At 49.2% G+C, this 19,546-nt stretch carries 13 protein-coding genes; 3 read left to right on the top strand and 10 right to left on the bottom strand.

The genetic code is table 11. The features are described 5' to 3' along the window. Positions 1–49: 49 nt before the first annotated feature. The 5 genes from ACLBLI_RS05770 to ACLBLI_RS05750 all read right to left on the bottom strand — a co-directional run bounded on the left by ACLBLI_RS05770 (position 50) and on the right by ACLBLI_RS05750 (position 6,126). Positions 50–1,636 carry a diguanylate cyclase domain-containing protein gene (locus ACLBLI_RS05770; RefSeq protein ID WP_414830180.1) on the bottom strand — a complete coding sequence of 529 codons (1,587 nt, stop codon included), beginning with the start codon at positions 1,634–1,636 and terminating at the stop codon, positions 50–52. Between the two features lie 7 nt (positions 1,637–1,643). After that, positions 1,644–2,933, bottom strand: a complete 1,290-nt coding sequence (locus ACLBLI_RS05765; protein ID WP_414830179.1) for a hypothetical protein — start codon at positions 2,931–2,933, stop codon at positions 1,644–1,646. After that, complete coding sequence (locus tag ACLBLI_RS05760; protein ID WP_414830178.1) at positions 2,911–3,405, bottom strand: hypothetical protein; 495 nt, start codon at positions 3,403–3,405, stop codon at positions 2,911–2,913. The genes ACLBLI_RS05765 and ACLBLI_RS05760 overlap by 23 nt, the downstream gene beginning before the upstream one ends. Positions 3,406–3,810: 405 nt before the next feature. Continuing rightward, positions 3,811–5,457, bottom strand: a complete 1,647-nt coding sequence (locus ACLBLI_RS05755; protein ID WP_414830177.1) for a SulP family inorganic anion transporter — start codon at positions 5,455–5,457, stop codon at positions 3,811–3,813. A gap of 21 nt (positions 5,458–5,478) precedes the next feature. Then, the gene (locus tag ACLBLI_RS05750; RefSeq protein ID WP_414830176.1) at positions 5,479–6,126 is read right to left on the bottom strand and encodes a carbonic anhydrase; all 648 of its coding nucleotides are present in this window, start codon (positions 6,124–6,126) and stop codon (positions 5,479–5,481) included. A gap of 143 nt (positions 6,127–6,269) precedes the next feature. On the opposite strand from ACLBLI_RS05750, the gene ACLBLI_RS05745 reads away from it, so the two are divergent. Further along, the gene (locus tag ACLBLI_RS05745; RefSeq protein ID WP_414830175.1) at positions 6,270–7,223 is read left to right on the top strand and encodes a hydrogen peroxide-inducible genes activator; all 954 of its coding nucleotides are present in this window, start codon (positions 6,270–6,272) and stop codon (positions 7,221–7,223) included. A gap of 88 nt (positions 7,224–7,311) precedes the next feature. Here ACLBLI_RS05745 and metE read toward each other — a convergent pair whose 3' ends face one another. Next, a complete protein-coding gene (metE, locus tag ACLBLI_RS05740; RefSeq protein WP_414830174.1) occupies positions 7,312–9,552 on the bottom strand; it encodes a 5-methyltetrahydropteroyltriglutamate--homocysteine S-methyltransferase in 2,241 nt (746 codons plus the stop codon). A 98-nt stretch (positions 9,553–9,650) separates the two neighbouring features. Between metE and ACLBLI_RS05735 the strand changes: the two genes are divergently transcribed. Next, complete coding sequence (locus ACLBLI_RS05735; protein WP_414830173.1) at positions 9,651–10,553, top strand: LysR family transcriptional regulator; 903 nt, start codon at positions 9,651–9,653, stop codon at positions 10,551–10,553. A 77-nt stretch (positions 10,554–10,630) separates the two neighbouring features. Here ACLBLI_RS05735 and ACLBLI_RS05730 read toward each other — a convergent pair whose 3' ends face one another. Continuing rightward, complete coding sequence (locus tag ACLBLI_RS05730) at positions 10,631–11,860, bottom strand: hypothetical protein (protein WP_414830172.1); 1,230 nt, start codon at positions 11,858–11,860, stop codon at positions 10,631–10,633. Positions 11,861–12,056: 196 nt separating this feature from the next. Here ACLBLI_RS05730 and ACLBLI_RS05725 point away from each other — a divergent pair, with 196 nt between their 5' ends. Continuing rightward, complete coding sequence (locus ACLBLI_RS05725; protein WP_414830171.1) at positions 12,057–13,649, top strand: PQQ-binding-like beta-propeller repeat protein; 1,593 nt, start codon at positions 12,057–12,059, stop codon at positions 13,647–13,649. A gap of 137 nt (positions 13,650–13,786) precedes the next feature. Here ACLBLI_RS05725 and ACLBLI_RS05720 read toward each other — a convergent pair whose 3' ends face one another. The 3 genes from ACLBLI_RS05720 to metH all read right to left on the bottom strand — a co-directional run bounded on the left by ACLBLI_RS05720 (position 13,787) and on the right by metH (position 19,541). After that, the gene (locus ACLBLI_RS05720) at positions 13,787–15,808 is read right to left on the bottom strand and encodes a methyl-accepting chemotaxis protein (protein ID WP_414830170.1); all 2,022 of its coding nucleotides are present in this window, start codon (positions 15,806–15,808) and stop codon (positions 13,787–13,789) included. Positions 15,809–16,339: 531 nt separating this feature from the next. Beyond that, entirely contained in the window at positions 16,340–16,924 is a 585-nt protein-coding gene (locus ACLBLI_RS05715; RefSeq protein ID WP_414830169.1) for a DUF938 domain-containing protein, read from the bottom strand. Then, positions 16,917–19,541, bottom strand: a complete 2,625-nt coding sequence (gene metH, locus ACLBLI_RS05710; RefSeq protein ID WP_414830168.1) for a methionine synthase — start codon at positions 19,539–19,541, stop codon at positions 16,917–16,919. Before metH ends, ACLBLI_RS05715 begins: the two co-directional genes overlap by 8 nt. Positions 19,542–19,546 lie beyond the last annotated feature (5 nt).

Below are 19,546 nucleotides of genomic sequence, written 5' to 3'. Positions count from 1 at the left end.
TATCGCCGAGGTTGAATATAACGCGTCGCGTTTAGTGTCTCTGGCTGAGTTATCCGTCTGCAATTTTGTAAGAATTGCGCCCTGACTGCTTGACGTCGTACATCAGGTTGTCTGCTTTGGCCAACAGTTGCTCTATAGTGTCTCCGTGCTGTGGAGCCAGCACGATGCCTATACTTGCGCCAATCTCGCATGCTTCACCGTTGCTTATTGAAATCGGCACACGAAACTCATCCAGTATTGTCTGCGCCAGTCGGGAGATGGCCTGAGTGTGTTCGTGATGATCAACGAAGGCAATAACAAACTCATCACCGCCCCACCGAATACAGATATCCTTATCGAGATTGAGAAGACCCTTGATACGCTCGCTTATTGCCACGAGCACGTCATCACCTGCATCGTGACCGAATGTGTCATTTACCGGCTTGAAATTATCCAGGTCGATCATAAACAACACAAACTGGTGACCACTGACCCTTGCTGTCGCCAGAGACTGTTTAAGCCGGCGCTCTCCTGAACGTCTGTTTAGTAATCCGGTTAACGCATCGTGGTCGGCTTCAAAACGGTTTTTCTTCTCACGCTCTATTCTTTCTGTAACATCATACGCAACCACTTCTATCAGAGCGTTGTCTTTTGCCCGCTCTGCATTGCGCTGCTCTGTGACTTTCGCGAATAAACAATGCGCCCATTTCACTTCCCTGTCACACACATACTCTAAGTCCAGCGACATATGATCCAGAAACTCCACACTACGCATCTGTTGCAAGATATTCTCTACCCGTTCACGGTCCACGAACAAAGCAACAAAGTCGGGGTTTTCCTCCGCTGGCGAGAACATTACAGTGAAAGCAGAATTCGTGGTAAGGAGTTTTCCATCCGCTGTGATCAACCCTATTGCTGCGCTGGCCTGTTCGAAAATCAGCCTGAAACGCTGCTCCAGACGCTCGGTACGTTCCCTAAGCAAGCGCTCATTCAGTAGCGTATCTTTCTGTGCCGCCATCAGTGCATTGATTCTGCGGATCATGACACCTAATTCATCGTTTTCCTTGTAACCGATATCAAGTTCCTGCATCGATTCCGGCTGTCCAGCATCGACATTCTCGAATGCTTTTGTCAGCCTGCGAAGCGGACTGGTTAGCCTCTTGTGAACCAGCATTGATACCGCGAAGGCGATAAGAATACTCAGCGCAATGAGCCCGATAACGGCTTGTAAGGCGATTTTCTGCGCCTGTGTTTGAATAAACCTGTCGTCTGGCAGAACGACTAAACGACCGACACGGTCTTCTTTAAGAAAGGGGTCAAAAAGGGGAACGGCTATCGGGTCTTCGCTTCCTTCACTAATGCCCGACTGAATAACACTGCCCTTGGCCACTTCAATTCTGGCACCTTCAACCAGATTATTGGCCACGAGCCCATTAAGAATTTCCTGTGCGAGCTCTTCATCCGCAAGGTACGCCGCAATAGCAGAGGTATTCTGCGCACTCTCAGCCAATTGCACAACTAACTGTCGATTCACGTCACGCTGCTGAGTCAGGCTTAACCAGTAGGCCGCGGCCGCCATCACCAGGCTTACCGTCAGCGCCAGGAGCGCAAGTTCAACGGCTACACGTACATAAAGTCTGCGGTTCAGAGGCATCATTGATGGCCTAAAATACCGTACTTACACTAAGCGTAAATACGTTCATTCGCTCTTGGCCCACGTCATCAATCAGAGCATTATTACCAAACAAGCCGGTGCCGGGGTTATCCATTCGAATATGATCGAGCTGCGCCTTCGCGACCCAAGACGGATAAAAATGCCAGTTCACCCCAGCGCTAAGCGAATACTGATCAACCAGCAAATCTGAAATGTTCGCATTTGACCCGGTTATCAGCCCCACAATTCCTGCGGCCAGCTCCGGTGGCGTGCCAGCCGGAAACGACGGTATTGAGAACCGAAACTCCTTATCTTTTGACTGCGCACCAGAGACGGCAAGAAACGGCGAAAATTCATCCATGTAATACGCCACTGAAACATATCCGAACCGTAAAGATGTAAAAAGCAACCAGTCTACGTCCACGGAGCCGGCTTCAGCTTGCACATTCCAACGCTCACCGTCGTATTTCATACCGCCGGCCAGGTACTTTATAATGTCTCCGTCTCCGGAAAACCGTGACAACAATTCGCTTTTCTGTGGCAATAACTCAGAGGGGACAGCGGCGACTGCCTGCTCGAACAGGTCGAACTGGGGGATCTGCGGGTTGTCGACTCTGCCCCGGGCATAGGTAGATTTGAACTGCCATTCGTTCCAGGTATAGCGCGCGCTCAGGCTTATAAGTTCCTTAAAATTAGCGCGCAGCTTACCGTCGCTCCCTTTTAATCGCGGCTGCGATTGTCCTGCAATAATACCCAACTCCAGAAAGCCATCGCCTATATTCTGAGAGTGGACCACTTCAATACCATCGACATTCGATACCACAGAAGCATTGGAGTAAAACTCCAGCGGCGGGCGGGCCCATACCTGAGCATAACCTACTGGCTTATACTCCGACAGCATATACAAATTACTGTTAACTCTTCCAAATTTGAATGCCCAGTTTCGTGTTGGCCGATAACGTAAAAATCCCATTTCGAGATAATTGCTGATGGCGGTGTCAGCCCGGTCCTGGATCACGACCTGCGCCACAGCGTCCCATCTGTCATTGATATAGTAATTTATCTGACCGCCCAGCACAGAATCAGGTGCCAGTGACGGCGAGGTGCGGGGACGGTTGACGAGACTTGACCGGTACAAGATGTCATCGTTGCTATGGGTGGTAACTGCTATCGTCGCAAATCCATTAAACTTGACTTCAGCCATTGCCGGAAGAGCCATCAGGTAAACCGCTACGATCGCAATAGAGATGGTTACGTCAGATATCAACTGACGACGATTACGAACTAAACTGAAAAACAATTTTCATCTCCGGAGTAATCAGCGTGCGGGGAAGATAAGCAATAGCTTCTTCGTTGCTTACCACATAATTCACAACATCGGGCAACGATTTACTTGCTTCCGGGGGCTTCGCTCGCCCTGAAAACAACAAACGGGACCAGTATGACTGGATTTTTCTTTCCGATTGATTAACCAGTTGCTTATAAAAATAAGATTTACCACTGGAGCCTGACGGCAAATCGACCGGATAGGCTATCTGACCATTTGGGAAACGGTTGTACCTACCCATGAAAATATCGACAACTTCTTTTTTTGTCAGCGTCTCCACACCACTCGCCTGATTAACGACAACAACCAGACTCTCATCCTGAGCAGCCAAGCCATATGGCGTGATAGAAAGGCAGAATAAGACACCAATCATTAACCGCGACGCCGATAGCATCACTAACTGCGATAACCTGGTTTGCAAAGATGTGGTGACGACGTATTTCAATTAAGCTTTTCCTTACCGCGCAAATAAGTTAAATGAATGTAGTCAACGCAAGGGTGAAAGACTTTTAATATTACATCAACAACATGCCGTGAAGCAAAACTTATACAACGTGGTAGCTGTAACAGCGACTGCTTATTTCTACAAATGCTATTACGCAAAATGGCTTCAAATCCACTAGCTTCCAACGCACTTTACTTCGGCAAGGGCGCCGAACTGCCTGCCTTGCAGGCTTTTTCTGTGCCTGTGAGAAGCAGAGTTCGGATCACATTATCGGGGCTATTTTACCGGTATCGAAATACAGAAGGGGTGAGACAATGTGTACGCTGGTGTTGTACGCGATACTTATATTGTCACTCATAAAAAAAGGAGCCCGAAGGCCCCTCTGCACACATGAAGGGAAACGTGTTACTTTAACTCGGCCAGCTTCTTCGGAGTAAAGACGGTCTCACCATCATCACTGCCGGACTGAACAATTTTTACTGCGGCCTCAAGCGCCTCTCGACGCGTCGAAAACATCGGGATGTCGTAATGATGGACATTGATATTCTCTAATACCTTATTCACCTTCTCATTCGCACCACAAATAAGCAGTGTTCTGCCAGAGGCAATAGCATCAGAAGTAATTGTCTGTACTGCCATCGCGGCAGACACATCGACAACCGGAATAAGAGTAAAGTCGAGGAGCAATGCCCGTGAGCCAGGCTTCACCTGTTCACGTACATGGTGTCCAAGATCAGCTGCAGCGCCAAAGCTCAGCGGACCGCCAAAACTGAAAATTGATACCTTGCCTTCCGTTTTGGCAAGCAATGCATTTTCCTCCGGGTCGCTAAGCGTATCCGGAATATTATTCAGCTCTTCAATCTGAAGCTGCGCGATTTGACGCACATAAGCCAGAGCAGCCAATACCACACCCACACCAACTGCAGTGATAAGGTCGACAAATACCGTGAGGCCAAGCACCAATGCCATTAATGCAAAATCCCAGCGCGGACCGGTGTGCGCACGTTTCAAATACGCCCAGTCAATAATATCCAAGCCTACTTTTACCAGAATACCAGCAAGAACAGCATGGGGGATCTGGGCTGCCAAAGGGCTTAATCCCAATACGATTGCCAAAAGCACCAGTGCGTGGACCATACCAGAGATTCGCTGTTTACCACCGCTGCGAATATTCACTACCGTCCGCATGGTCGCACCTGCACCAGCAATACCGCCGATCAAACCGGCAACAGTATTTCCAATGCCCTGCCCTACCAGCTCGCGGTTGCTGTCATGACGAGTACGCGTCATGTTGTCTGCCACCAGCGAGGTTAGCAGACTGTCAATAGCACCCAGTATGGCGAGAATAAACGCAGCTTCGATGATCAGCCAGGCTTTGCTTTGGTCAAATACTGGCAGGTGGAGACTAGGAAGGCCTGTAGGAATATTTCCCAGCACCGGCACATTCATAAATAAGGCAACCAAGGTACCGATGATCAATGCGGCCAGTGCGCCGGGAATATATTTACCCAGGGAGGCAGGCCACTTGTAGGCAATGATCAACGTTCCAAGCCCAAGCGCAAGCGTTGCAAAGTTAATGTCTGCGAGCGCGGTTGGCAGGTAGCTAAGCGCGCCGATCGTACCGCCAGGAGGTTCATGTCCTAATAAGCGCCCGATTTGCAGAATGATAATGATGGCACCGATCCCGGTCATAAACCCGGAGATAACCGGATAAGGTACCAGTCGAATATACTGACCCACCCCCAGCATACCAAACACGATCTGGAATATACCGGCCAAAACGACAGCCGTGAAAATCAATGATACGTCACCTGACAGTGACGCAAAAAGGCCAGCAAGCACCACCACCATGGGGCCTGTTGGTCCTGAAATCTGAGAAGGGGTACCACCAAACAGTGCAGCGAAAAAGCCCACCGCGATAGCCCCGTACAACCCGGCCATCGGGCCTACACCGGACGCTACGCCTAATGCTAACGCCAACGGCAATGCAACAATACCAGCCGTTAAACCACCGGTAATGTCGCCTCGCAAATTACTTAAATCTAACTTCATCTACTTCTCCCGCTCCTGAGCTTAGCGTGACAGCTGCTCTTCAGCGTAGGCTTCATCCATTGCTTCAAATTTACCGGTTTTCTCGTCATAGCAAAGTACATCGCCAGACTCGATATTGTATACCCAGCCATGAAGCTTCACCTGGCCAGTTGCGATTTTCGCGGCAACAGCGGGATGTGTGCGTAAATGTTGAATCTGCTGAACTACGTTCTCCTGAGTGACCTCTTCCAGATGCTCGTGAGACAGTTCGTCCTTACCACAACGTTCCTTCACCACTTCACTGGCTACGCGGCAGTGGCCGAGCCACTCTTTCACGTGCGGCAGACCGCTTAATGCTTCCGGATTCAACGCGCCTTTCATCGCACCACAGTCAGTGTGTCCACATACAACAATGTGGCTAACGCCAAGGGCAGCAACGGCAAATTCAATTGACGCTGTCATACCACCCGTCTGATTGCTGTGCGGTGGCACAACGTTTCCGGCGTTACGACAAATAAAAAGTTCACCTGGACCAGTTTGCGTTACGAGGTTGGGGTCGATACGTGAATCAGAACAGGTGATAAAAAGAACTTCTGGATTCTGGCCGTTTGCCAGTTTTTGAAAGGTGGCTTTTTTTCCTGGATAAACTTCCTTCTGGAATTTAGCTACACCTGAAATTACGTGATCCATGATTCACTCCGAATACTTAGACTAAAGATGAATAATTAACAGGAGAAAAGTGTCTCTTGATAGATTTATAGAATAATATACCTTGTCGTGATAACCTCAGGCTATCACATTCAAGATAATAGTTTATTACGTGAGCGAAATCCATGCAGTTCAACGGTAAAACGCTTTCACTGAACCAGATCCGGTATTTTGTCACCGTTGCGCGCTACTTGAGCTACCGGCGCGCAGCGTCCGCTTTGGGAATCAGCCAGCCAACGTTAACCACACAAATCAACGCGTTAGAAACGACGCTGGGTGTCTCTTTGCTGGAGCGCTCCCGCTCGGGAACATTGCTTTCACCGCAAGGCAAAGCATTGCTGGATGCCGCCGAAGACGTCCTCCAGGCAGGGCAGCGTTTTACAGAAATCGCGCGAGGGCTTTCTGATGGTGAGGGTGCAACTTTTCGGTTGGGGATCCCGCCAACTCTGGGCCCTTACCTGCTCCCGCATATTTTACCAGAGCTTCATGCCAGAAAGCCGAACCTCAAGTTTTATGTGCGTGAAGGGGCCCCTCAACAGCTGCATTACGGTTTATTAAATGGCGATTACGATCTCATCCTCTCACCGTTATCAAGCAAAAGTTCTCAGGTTGTCGTCCAACCGCTTTTCACAGAACCGCTGAAGTTTGTTATCCCGTCAGACCATCATTTAGCGGGCCAGAAATTAGTGCATCCCAGCCAGTTGGGTGGCGAAAAAGTACTGACACTGGAAGACCGCCATCATTTTCACTACCAGGTTCATGAAATTTGTTTGCAAATTGGGGCGTCACTTCAGCGGGATTATGAAGGTACCAGTCTGGACACGCTTCGTCAGATGGTAGTCATGGGGATGGGCGTGGCGTTTTTACCCGGGTTGTATATTCACTCAGAACTCCACAAACCCGAGGCGCTTCACGTGTGCGAAATTGAAGGAATGCCGATTCAGCGTGAACACTCACTGGCCTGGCGCAATACATCACCGGGTCGGCAGAGTTTTCGCGCCCTGGCTGCGCTGATGCGTGAGATAATCAGTGAACGACTGTCTGAAGCGGTGATCGTGTCTGAGCAGCCAGCAGAATGAGGTGGGCAGCCCGTTAGCACATTTTTCTTTCTGTTTCTGCGTAGCCCGGTGCCTGGGCACCGGGTTCATCGTTGAATAACAGCGGCAGTTATGCCTTTGCAGACTGCTTTCTTATGCGATCGGCAGCGCTGACCATCGCACCAAGCGCGCGGCTTGCCTCATGCCAGCTTCGTGTTTTTAACCCACAGTCCGGATTCACCCAAAGTTGCTGCTGATCTAAAAACTCAGCGAAGGTATGTAACCGCTGCGCCAACGCGTTTTCGTCAGGGATAGCAGGTGAATGTATGTCATAAACCCCAGGACCGATACTGTTCTGATAGCCATGGGCTTTCAATGCTGACAACACCTTTAACCCTGAGCGGGCCGCTTCGATGGTAAGCACATCCGCATCCATCTTCATAATAGCGTCAATAATATTATTGAAATCGGAATAGCACATATGGGTATGAATTTGCGTTTCATTTCTGACCCCGCTGGTTGCCAGACGAAACGCATTAACCGCCCAGTTTAGATAGTCATCTGCTTCCGCTTTTCGCAGTGGCATTCCCTCTCGCAGTGCAGCTTCATCCACCTGAATGATCCGTATTCCCGCCGCTTCCAGTGCCAGCACTTCATCCCGAATAGCAAATGCCAGTTGTTGAGCGACCTCAGCGCGAGAAATATCGTCCCGAACAAACGACCAGTTGAGGATAGTTACCGGCCCCGTCAACATGCCCTTCACCGGTTTAGATGTCAGAGATTGTGCATACGATGTGAGCGCTACAGTCATCGGTGACGAACGCGTTACGTCGGCGTAAATAACCGGAGGCTTCACACAACGAGAGCCGTAACTTTGCACCCATCCATTTTTCAGAATGACTACACCATCCAGAAGCTCGCCAAAAAATTCAACCATGTCATTGCGTTCAGCCTCACCGTGTACCAGCACATCCAGTCCCAATTGCTCCTGTGTTCTGATGCACTCAGCAATCTGTTGTTTAATAAACGCCTGATACTCAGAATGATTGAGCTTTCCGCTTCGCCATTGCGCACGTGCCTTTCTTATCGCGGGGGTTTGCGGAAACGAACCTATGGTGGTGGTTGTCCAGGGGGGCAGGTTAAGCGCCTTTGCCTGGGTGGTACGTCTGCTTGTAAACGATGCATCTCTGAACAAAACAGGCGCGTTTGCATCATCAATTAATAGCGGCGTTGATACGTTATTGCGCTGGCCTGAGACACCGCTGTCGTGATTGTGGCTGTGCAGCAGTGTGCGAAGCTCGGCTAACTCATCAATTTTTTCTTCGGCAAATGCCAGTCTCGAGGTAATTGCATCAGGTAATTCGGTTTCAGCCTTAACGGTAAGCGGCACGTGTAGCAGTGAACATGTTGGCGCCAGCCATAAACGGTTTTGCAACTTGTCATGATAGGGACTGAGCCAGCTCGCGGTTTCTGCTATTGGTGCGCGCCAGACATTTCTGCCATCAATCACCCCCAGCGAAAGCACCTGCTCGTCAGCCAGCGAATCAACGATAGCAGGTAACTCCTCGCGATGAAGGGTAGCATCAATATGGATCCCTTCTACAGGTAGTTCAGTTACCAGCGACAGGTTATCTTGCAGCTTGCCAAAATAGGTTGTTAGTAATCGTTTTCCAGGCGCATGCCTGAGAACTTCATACGCGTACCGAAAGGCCATTTTCCATTCCGCGCTTAAATCGGTACACAATATTGGCTCATCAACCTGCACCCATTCCACGCCTTTTTGCGCCAGTAACGACAACAGCTCTTTATACACACGTAACAGGTTGTCCAGGTGGGTCAGTGCACTGACACCCTCTTCACACTTAGCCAGTGACAGGTAAGTCAACGGACCCACAACGACAGGCTTGGCGTCGAAACCGGCCTGCCTCGTCAGCGTGACCTGATGTAAAAGCGACTGTGCCTGTAGTCGGAAACTCTGCCCGGCAACCAATTCGGGCACAATGTAATGATAGTTCGTATTAAACCACTTGGTCATCTCCCCCGCGCTGGCGCCGCAGCAGGTAGAGTCAGTGCGGGTTCCTCTTGCATTCAGAAAATATTGCTGCAGAGGATCATCGCTCTCCCGACGGACCCGTTCGGGAACAACACCAAACAGGAAACTGGTATCGAGCACATGATCGTAAAGCGAAAAATCACCAACCTGCACTACGTCGAGGCAAGCCTGTCGCTGAAGATTTTGCAACCATAACGACTCACTGCGACCCACCAGTTCATTACCCGAGATCTCGCCTCGCCAGTAAGTCTCCAGCTCTTTTTTCAGTTCCCTTTCGGGGCCAATGCGGGGAAATCCCAAATTGTGAATTTTAGCCATCTACACGTCCATTGATTAAGTTGGAGTGCCACTTTAAATCACACATAACATGAAAAATAATGGTATATTTTCATAAACTCATGAATTTCATTCACGTTATGATTGAAAGACAACACTTAAGAATCATCCACTACCTTTATGATCACGGCACCCTGACTGAAGCTGCCGAGGCACTGCATCTTACTCAGTCAGCGCTAAGTCACGCGATGAAAAAGCTGGAACATCAGGCGGGCATTTCACTGTGGAAAAAAGACGGTCGGCGTATTCAGCTTACTCAAGCAGGAATCGCGCTGTACCACTTGGCGAGTCGTCTTCTCCCGCAATTTGAACATACTGAAAAACTGTTACTTCAAATCGCCACCGGCAAGCAGGGCTCGCTTCGCATTGGCATGGAATGCCACCCTTGCTATCAATGGTTGCTGAAGGTTGTCTCGCCGTTTTTAATAGCGTTCCCGGACGTCGATGTCGATGTCAGACAGGCATTTGCCTTTGGCGGTCTGCATGCGCTTCACAACTATGATATCGATCTGTTGCTGACGCCGGATCCGCTGTTTTTGAAGTCGGTTAGCTACACACCGGTTTTTGAGTACGAGCAGATGCTGGTGTTGCCAGCTTCACATAAACTGGCATCCCGGGGGGTGATTTCGCCTGCCGATCTGAACAATGAAACTCTGATTACCTACCCGGTCGAACCCAGCAGGCTTGATATCTTTTCACAGTTTCTTACCCCGGCAGGCGGGAGTGTGCGCCGCCATAAAACGATAGAAACAACCGAAATGCTATTACAAATGGTCGCTGCAGGGCGTGGTGTTACCGCGCTACCTCACTGGCTAATTGAAGAAAGCCCTTTGGCGCAAAAGTTAAGGTGTTGCAGACTAGGAGAGCATGGTATCCAAAAGCAGCTTTACCTCGGCACACGGGCCCAGGACGATCTTCCCTCATATCTGACAGCATTTATTGAATTGGCAATGTCTGTCGGACACAAGGCACCGAACCTGTAGGCTAACAATAGGCATCATGTCTCTGTTTAGTTAGAAAAGAAGGATGTTCAACAATGATGACATCCGTTTTCTATCTGCTATTCCACAAATTCATATGCGACAATAATTGGATTTTTTTCATAATCGCTTTGGCTTGTATCAATACTCGAAAGCGTCAGATATAGTCGCTTAGAGACCGGATTATAGTCTGCACCAGTGATAGTATTCTGGTGTCCGAAAGTGGGCAGTTCACCGTAAAACGCTGGAAGCACCTCATGAGGAAGTTTATTCCCGTTTTGCACAGCGATAATGTCGTCTATGTCATAAATCCAGTAATAGTTGTAGTAGTCATCATGTTCATAAGCACAGGGTCCGCCACACACGTTGCCGTTGTCCTGAGTGATTTTGTAACCAATTCCGCTGTTATGCCCGCCACTTTGTCCTATTACGATATAGCTTGTCTGGTCTGGTGAGATAAACCCAATCTCAGCGGTAGATAACTCGGTCCATATATCATTTTCCCGGGTTTCATTGTATCGATCGTCCACGATGGGGTTATCCAGAGAATATCCCAGCTTTTTCACTGTACTAATTCGCCGTCCTAAAGGGGGCAAAGCCTTTACAGTCGGAGGCGTCCAGGTGAACAACGTAGGTCCAATGCTGCTACGCGAATTAATCGGCAGATTGGACGCCGAACCTACCAGGTAGTCCGCACCCAGCGTCTGTGAAAGCGGCGCTGGGATCTTTGTCATCCACCCTGTAGCATGGCTTCTCGCAGCCAGAGTATAAAAGCCTATTTGCGCGGTATCATTCAGATTTGACGCATCGGCAAAGAACATTAAGTTCTCTTTGTTCGTTCTCGCAGCATCATAATATTTGTCTACGGTTACCAGCAAACTTCCCTCGTTCAGTTCCAGACCTGTAATCTGCGTGGCGCTGTCTTGAAAGACGAACTGAGGCTTAACCTTGACGAAGGGTTGCGCTACAGGTGCTATAGGAAGCGTACTTATCTTCCCAAATGACAGTTTGTCCTCAATATCAAAAGCCCCCACGCTGAAATGATGAGCATGACCAGCAAGAAACAACATTTTGTCATCATCTGAGACTGCAATTTTACCTGTCCCATAAGCGGCCCGTGATGTTCCTGACGTACCATCTTTTAACCTGAAGCCGCCGAGACTTCTCAATTCGTAACTTTTGCCTAAAAGAACCGAATGTTCCTGAACATTATAGTCAGCGGCACTGGCCGACATAGCCACTGTTGAAAGAAAAGCCGTAGTGAAAAGGCACATAGCACGATAGAAAAAAGGGCGAATTTGACCTTGCATAAAAATTACTCATCTCACCTGTTCTGTACCCAGTCTACCATCTGTAGATGGACACGTTAGGTATTACGTTCAAACTGTGTGTTTCATTTCAGATAATCAACTTTTACCGCTTTTTCGATACTCTGAGCGCCTCTGTGACTGACAGCCAGTTCACACATTTTTACTAAATTGATTGTCCTGAATGAAGTTGAACATCATGAAAAGTTCTAGGTGCCAAAAACTACGTAGATTGCTGAATGCCGTTCTTGTTGTCATAGCGATTATTCCGCAAGCAGTCATCGCCAACTCATACTCTGTTCATTGGGAAAATGAACTCAGTTTGTCGGTGTGGTCAAGTCCGTTAAGTACAAGTGATAACCAGCTACTTATTGGCACCGACAAAGGCAATGTTTTCCTGTTTGCTTCTGATGGCAATGAGGCGTGGAAATTTGACGGGAAAGGCCGGCTCCATTCATCACCTATCGAGTTGTCAAACGGGCAATTTGTCTTTGGTTCTGAAACCGGAATTATGTACAGCCTGTCGAAAGACGGAGCGTCACTTTGGGACATTGACCTTGGAGCAGCTATTGAAGCCGCTGCCATAGAGTCTACTGGAAATCGAATTTTTGTCGGAACAAAGGAAGGCAAGATCTTTGCTTTGTCGAGCGACGGTGATGTGGACTTCTCATTTGACGTTGGTGCGGCGCTGGACGGCAAAATGACACGCTCACCTGACGGGCAAATGTTAGCAAATACCAATGATGGACGGTTGCTTTCCTTCAATGATGCCGGTGTATTACTCTGGGAGTACCAGTCTGAAACCCGTCTATCATCGCCTACTTTTGACAGTAACAGTAATGTTTATTTTACCTCTCTGGGAGGCGACGTTATCTCACTGACAAAGGCAGGACAACTGCGGTGGATACAGACGGGCAAGAGACCAATCTGGGCCCCGCCTACATTCAATGCAGACGGCGCACTCATTACGGTTGATATCAAAGGACGCGTCACAGCAAGAGACATCTCAGGCGAAAAAATATGGGGCTATTCATTGGGCGCAGTCACTGACAGTGCTCCTGTTGCTGCAACCAATGGCACCACGTACTTCGCTACCCGCGACAGCGATATCGTGGCGATAGATGTCAACGGCGTGCAACTTTGGACTGAGAAGGTTAGTGCGCCTGTTCACGCATCTATGTCACTGAACGGTCAGGGCTATCTGACTGCCGTGAGTACGAATGGTGTGATAGTGAGCATACAGACAGATACTTACCCTTTGAAAGACGATTCGCTTCCTCAGGCTCCATCTGGATTTATTACTCTGGATAAAGCGTTGTATACAATTAATGAAGGCGAGTCGGTAGATGTGACTTTAGTCCGGAAAGAGGGAACAACAGGCATACTTGAGGCAAGAGTCTTTACCAGAGATGTTAGTGCAGCGTCCGGCTCTGACTATACCGCAATTAACGAAACCGTTCGCTTTGAAGACGGTGAGTTACAGAAAGCAATCACACTTATCACAGAGCTGGATCCAGATGTAGAAGAGGACAAAAGTCTGGAAGTGTGGGTCGAGTTTCAAGGCGTGCCTGCGGTATCCGAAGCAGCAGTAATTGTGTTGAGTAACGTGACACAGGAAGGCGATGATGACTCCTCAACTCAACCAGAGACTCCATCTACACCAAGCCCTGCGCCACCAACTACAGAACCATCGGCTTCATCAAAAAGCGGCGGCTCTGTTTTTGTAATGCTTCCGCTCCTTATCGCATTCATCGCCTTCAGAAAGCGAGAGCTGAGATGTAACATTTCCTGAACAGGATTGAGATCACAAAACGCGCCAGAGTGCCTCTGCACTTTGGCGCGGTTCATCTCGAAGCCCTTTGAAGCCTCGAAATACAAACTCACTTTTGAGTATGGCAATGAGACCGGTCTTTATTGCCAGTTACCAGCCTAAATCTTAAACTGATTTACCAAGTCCCTTAGCTCTGACGACACGCCGCTAAGCTGAGTGGCCTCTGCCGCAAGTTCTTCCGCATGTTGACTGGTACGGTCACTGGAGCCTGAGATAGTCACCAGTGACCTGTTGATGTCTTCGGCGGCTACGGTTTGCTGCTCTGTTGCCTGCGCAATCTGGCTACTTTGTATCTGTACCGTACCGATAGCCGAACTGATGTGCTCCAGTGACGTCACCACCAGTTCGGTTTTCTCTACGCCCCGCTGCGACTGTGATTTACCTTCCTGCATCACGGCATCAGTTTGCTCGGCCATATTTTGCAGCTTTTCAACCATGCGGCGAATGTCATCGGTGGAGTCCTGAGTGCGACTGGCAAGTGAGCGAACTTCATCGGCTACAACGGCAAAACCTCTACCCTGCTCTCCCGCTCGTGCAGCTTCAATTGCGGCATTCAGTGCAAGCAGGTTGGTCTGCTCTGCAATACTGTTTATCACGTCAATGACTGCCCCAATATTGTCGGACTCTTTACTGAGGCCACTTACTACTTCAACGCCCTGATTAATGGCGTTGGCGAGCGACTGTATTTCGTGCATAGCCTCCTTAGCCTGCTGGGTTCCCTCCCTTACCCGGCTGTCAGCCAGGTCAGCAGCTTCACTCGATTGTGCCGCATTTTCGGAGATTTCTACTACCGTTGTCGCCATTTCAGTTACCGCACTGGACACGTTATCAACCTGATGCCGTTCCTTCTGAATTTCAGAATTGGTTTTCTGTGAAACATCGCGTAGGTGCTCAGCGGCCTCTGCCACGGCGGTAGTATGTGTGGCGGTCTGTTGTAGCAACTCTCTCAGTTTATCGGTAAAGCGGTTAAACTCTGCCGCCAGCGCACCAATTTCATCATTGCTCTTTATTTCGAGCCGTTTAGTCAGATCGCCATCACCGCTGGCTATTTCTGCCATCGCCTCTTTCATTTCAAGAATTGGGCGGGTAATTCGTGAGCCGGCTACAAACGTAATTGCCGCGATAATCAGAATAATAATCACCGACATGAGCGTTGCTGAGGTAATGGCGTCATTAATCGGTTCATCAATCAGGGACGCCGGAATGAGAATACCGAGACTCCAGTCCATCACCGGCTCTTCGAGGGCAGCGTGCTCATACACGGCAAAATAGGACTCACCACGCCAGACAACCGGTACAATGCCAGATCTGGAGTCGCGGATCCGGTTTGCCAGTTCGCCAAAACCTTCTGTGTCTGAAAACGCATTGTCAAAATTCGCAACCGGTGAACTTAACGGCAAGTCGACTTCTTGTTTCGGGAAATAGACAATATTCTGCTGATCATCCAGCAAAAATGCAGTGCCTTTACCCTGAAATCGAATGTCGTCAATAACATCACCTACCGTGCTGATAAGTATATCAACGCCGCCAACCCCCAACAGCTTACCGTCGTGAAAAACAGGCTTCTGCACCACTGCCGAGACAGTACCATCCTGTGAATCTACCGCCGGTGGCGTAACGTAAAGTTTTCTCTTTTTTACCGCCGTGTTAAACCAGGGGCGTTTGGTTGCAAAGTAACCTTTTGCCGGATCGCCAGCATCGGGGCCTTCGGTTTCGACTCCTACTCTGCCGGCTTCATAGAAGTATTCACCTGTGTTTGCCGAACCAAAAAAAGCAGACTTGATGTTGGCATCATCGTCACTGATGTTTCGAAACAGGGTGTACATCTCCTCGGCACGGGGAAGTGCTGATTCAGGTGCACCGCGCGCATTGTGTTGCGCAAAAAAATCTTTGAGAAAGGGATTACTTAAAAACGTGTTAGCCACGCCGCCATAGCGCGAAAAAAAACTTTCCACTGACTGGGCTTCTAATTTCACCAGGTTTTTGACTTCCTGCTGAATACTTTGCTCGGCTTTCCCTGCAATAACATTTACCACAAACAGGGCTGTGATAAACAGCATCACGGCGATACTTCCGCCGACGATAAGCATAAATTTCTTCTGGAGAGACATCGACTTCATAAGTTCACTCATTGTTTTGTAATTGTTTTTATTGGCAGCTTTGACTTCCAGACAAGTCCCTGCTCTTTTTTCGGATATGGGGAAAGCGATGATGAACAGTGACACGGCCGGCTTTCTGACTGAAGCCGATCCGGGATAACTTTCATAATCGTTTGATACATTACGCTGTTTGCTACTGCCGTATAGCGTACCCGCCATATCAGACGAATATAATGTCAATTTGCTCAGCAAAAAACCGCAATGCGACAGACACCATTCACGATAACACGACCATGGCACCGACAGACGTTCTGTATCCCCTCCTTATTTGTTATACCAAACTGGCACAAAATTGACAGTGTCTGTTGGTTTTTATTACGACGACAACAACAGGTAAAGCATTATTAAACAATAAGTTTACCAATGCTTTAGAGCAGGTGAGAGAGGGTCACGGACGGGCTCTTGAGGTGATTTAGCTACCGTCGGTACCAGCGTTAGTCTGGAGAGAGTTATGGCTATTGTTCTCTGTAAACAGCGTGAAGTAAGGTGCGGCTATTTTGTCCACACCAGACACAAATTGTTAGCCGGCATTCGGTAGATACTTTCAAGGGTCAACGATGGCGCCCATTGGGTTAATTCGCTGATATCCCGGTATCCACCGCAGCCCCGCTCAAGCAGTGAGGCGTGGAAATCAGCATTACTTTGCGAGCTGAATTCACCATTTTCAGTAAAAGGACCATACTGACAGAACACGCCGCGAGGGGGCAACACGTTGCTAACTTGCTTCATCATCAGCTTCACTTCATCGCGCTGCATGATATGCGCAGTGTTAGCCGTGAAAATGCCGTCATAGAGTTTGTCGGGGATAGCCTGCTCGCCTATCTTCAGGGTGATTGGTGACTTACAGTTCAGTACATTCTCCTCGTCCAGCCATGCCTGAATACCGGCGTGATATTCGGCCTGATCGCTGGTTTGCCAGAGAAGATGTGGCAGGTTTGCGGATAAAAATACTGCATGTTGACCGGTACCGCTGCCAATTTCCAGTACATGTTTGCGAGTCGCAAAAGCCTGCTCAAGCACCTCCAGAATAGGACGTTTATTATTTTCGCAGGCCTGGCTAAAAGGTTTGTCAGTCATTCAGATTTGGCGCTAACCAGCGCTCTGCCTCATCAAGGGACCATCCTTTACGACGGGCGTAGTCTTCGAGTTGATCCTGCTGAATTTTAGCTACCGCGAAGTAGCGTGACTGGGGATGTGAGAAATACCAGCCTGATACCGATGCCCCGGGCCACATCGCGAAGCTTTCGGTCAGTTTCATGCCGGTATGCTTTTCCGCATCCAGTAAATCCCAGATCAACTGCTTCTCGGTATGCTCCGGACAGGCCGCATAGCCTGGTGCCGGGCGAATACCCTGATATTTTTCTCTTATCAGGGCGTCGTTGTCCAGCGACTCATCCGGCGCATAACCCCAATAGTGTTTTCTTACCTGCTCATGCAGATACTCGGCAAAGGCTTCAGCAAGACGATCCGCTATCGCTTTCGCCATAATGGCATTGTAGTCATCACCATTATCTTTAAAGCTATCAGCCAGTTCATCTTCACCTATGCCGCCGGTAACGGCAAAAGCACCAATATAATCCTGGATCCCGGAGTCCTTCGATGCGACAAAGTCTGACAGGCAATAGTTTGCAAAACCCTGCTTGAGGGTTTGCTGACGCAGATGATGGGAAACCCCAATGACATCGCGGCGCGATTCATCCTGATAGAGTTCAATATCATCGCCAACACGGTTAGCAGGAAACAACCCCATCACCCCTTTGGCCGTCAGCGAACCATCGGCAATGACGGTATCAAGCATTGCATTGGCATCGTTGAACAGCTCCTTCGCCTGTTCACCAACCACCTCATCGTTCAGGATCCTGGGGTATTTACCCGCCAGAGACCAGGTCAGGAAAAACGGCGTCCAGTCAATATACTGCCTGAGTGTGGCAAGATCTGCGGTGACCGGTGTCACGCCAAGTTGTTTGGGTACGCATGGCTTGTCAGAGAAATCCGGTACAAATGCATTCTCTCTGGCCTCTGCCAGTGTTACCGGACGACTGCGCGGCTGCTTACGGGCATGCTGGTCGCGCACCTTCTCGTATTCTACGGTAAGTTCTGCCGCATAAATATCGCGAGTCCCTTTATTCAACAGCTTCTGACACACCCCAACGGCACGGCTGGCATTTGCCACGTATGCCACCGGCGCATGATAATTCTGTTCAATTTTTACTGCAGTATGCGCTTTCGATGTCGTGGCACCGCCAATCAACAGTGGCATGGTAAAGCCCTGCCGTTCCATTTCTTTGGCCACATGCACCATTTCATCCAATGACGGCGTGATAAGGCCTGAAAGCCCAATCATATCGACATCTTCATCGATGGCTGTTTGCAAAATGGTGGCACAGGGCACCATTACGCCCAAATCAATCACTTCAAAGTTATTACACTGCAGCACCACGCCAACAATGTTTTTACCAATGTCGTGAACGTCTCCCTTTACCGTGGCAAGCAGGATCTTACCATTACTTTTGGTGTCGTCGGTTTTCTCGGCTTCGATATAGGGTTGCAGGTGGGCGACAGCCTTTTTCATCACCCGGGCAGACTTTACTACCTGCGGCAGAAACATTTTTCCTTCGCCGAATAAGTCTCCCACCACATTCATGCCGTCCATCAGTGGACCTTCAATCACATGCAGTGGTTTTTCAGCAGCCTGCCTGGCTTCCTCGGTATCATCGATAATATAGTCGGTGATGCCTTTTACCAGCGCATGCTCAAGACGCTTGTTCACCGGCTGTTCACGCCAGCTCAAATCTTCCTTCGCGGCGGCTTTGCCATCACCCTGGTATTTTGGTGCAAGATCCAAAAGTCGTTCAGTGCCGTCACTACGACGGTTGAGGATCACATCCTCTACAGCCTCACGCAGTTCGTTGGGGATTTCGTCATACACTTCCAGCTGGCCGGCATTGACAATTGCCATGTCCATACCCGCACGAATGGCGTGATACAAAAACACCGAGTGCATGGCTTCGCGAACCGGATTGTTGCCACGAAAAGAAAATGAAATGTTCGACAGACCGCCCGATATGTGCACGTGTGGACAGGTAGCCCGGATTTCACGTGTCGCTTCAATGAAATCCACCGCGTAATTATCATGCTCTTCAATGCCGGTTGCCACGGCGAAGATATTGGGATCGAAGATAATATCTTCCGGCGGGAAGCCAACCTGCTCCGTTAATACTTTGTAGCTTCGCTGACAAATCTCAATTTTACGGGCTTTCGTGTCTGCCTGACCTTTCTCGTCAAAGGCCATTACCACGGTGGCTGCGCCATAGCGTTTTATCAGCCTGGCCTGATGGATAAAGTTCTCTTCCCCTTCCTTCAGGCTTATCGAGTTAACGATAGCTTTACCCTGCACGCATTTGAGCCCGGTCTCAATGACTTCCCACTTGGAAGAGTCAATCATGATAGGCACGCGGCTGATATCCGGCTCTGATGCAATCAGATTCAGGAAGGTACGCATAGCATCTACCGAATCCAGCATGGCTTCATCCATGTTGATATCGATAATCTGCGCGCCATTCTCAACCTGCTGCCGGGCAACATCCAGGGCCTTTTCATAATCCCCGTCGAGTATCAGACGTTTAAACATTGCAGAACCGGTAACGTTGGTACGCTCACCGATATTTATGAAACTGGAAAATTCTGCGGACATAATAC

This window comes from Alteromonas sp. H39 (genome assembly GCF_047556435.1).
GTDB lineage: Bacteria > Pseudomonadota > Gammaproteobacteria > Enterobacterales > Alteromonadaceae > Alteromonas.
This window is presented reverse-complemented; position numbering and strand designations above follow the sequence as displayed.

Excerpts from the sequence above, each read along its gene's own strand:
- ACLBLI_RS05725 (WP_414830171.1), top strand. The coding sequence starts at position 12,057 with ATGAAAAGTTCTAGGTGCCAAAAACTACGTAGATTGCTGAATGCCGTT.
- ACLBLI_RS05715 (WP_414830169.1), bottom strand. The coding sequence starts at position 16,924 with ATGACTGACAAACCTTTTAGCCAGGCCTGCGAAAATAATAAACGTCCT.
- ACLBLI_RS05720 (WP_414830170.1), bottom strand. The coding sequence starts at position 15,808 with ATGAAGTCGATGTCTCTCCAGAAGAAATTTATGCTTATCGTCGGCGGA.
- metH (WP_414830168.1), bottom strand. The coding sequence starts at position 19,541 with ATGTCCGCAGAATTTTCCAGTTTCATAAATATCGGTGAGCGTACCAAC.
- ACLBLI_RS05750 (WP_414830176.1), bottom strand. The coding sequence starts at position 6,126 with ATGGATCACGTAATTTCAGGTGTAGCTAAATTCCAGAAGGAAGTTTAT.
- metE (WP_414830174.1), bottom strand. The coding sequence starts at position 9,552 with ATGGCTAAAATTCACAATTTGGGATTTCCCCGCATTGGCCCCGAAAGG.
- ACLBLI_RS05730 (WP_414830172.1), bottom strand. The coding sequence starts at position 11,860 with ATGCAAGGTCAAATTCGCCCTTTTTTCTATCGTGCTATGTGCCTTTTC.
- ACLBLI_RS05770 (WP_414830180.1), bottom strand. The coding sequence starts at position 1,636 with ATGATGCCTCTGAACCGCAGACTTTATGTACGTGTAGCCGTTGAACTT.
- ACLBLI_RS05755 (WP_414830177.1), bottom strand. The coding sequence starts at position 5,457 with ATGAAGTTAGATTTAAGTAATTTGCGAGGCGACATTACCGGTGGTTTA.
- ACLBLI_RS05735 (WP_414830173.1), top strand. The coding sequence starts at position 9,651 with ATGATTGAAAGACAACACTTAAGAATCATCCACTACCTTTATGATCAC.
- ACLBLI_RS05745 (WP_414830175.1), top strand. The coding sequence starts at position 6,270 with ATGCAGTTCAACGGTAAAACGCTTTCACTGAACCAGATCCGGTATTTT.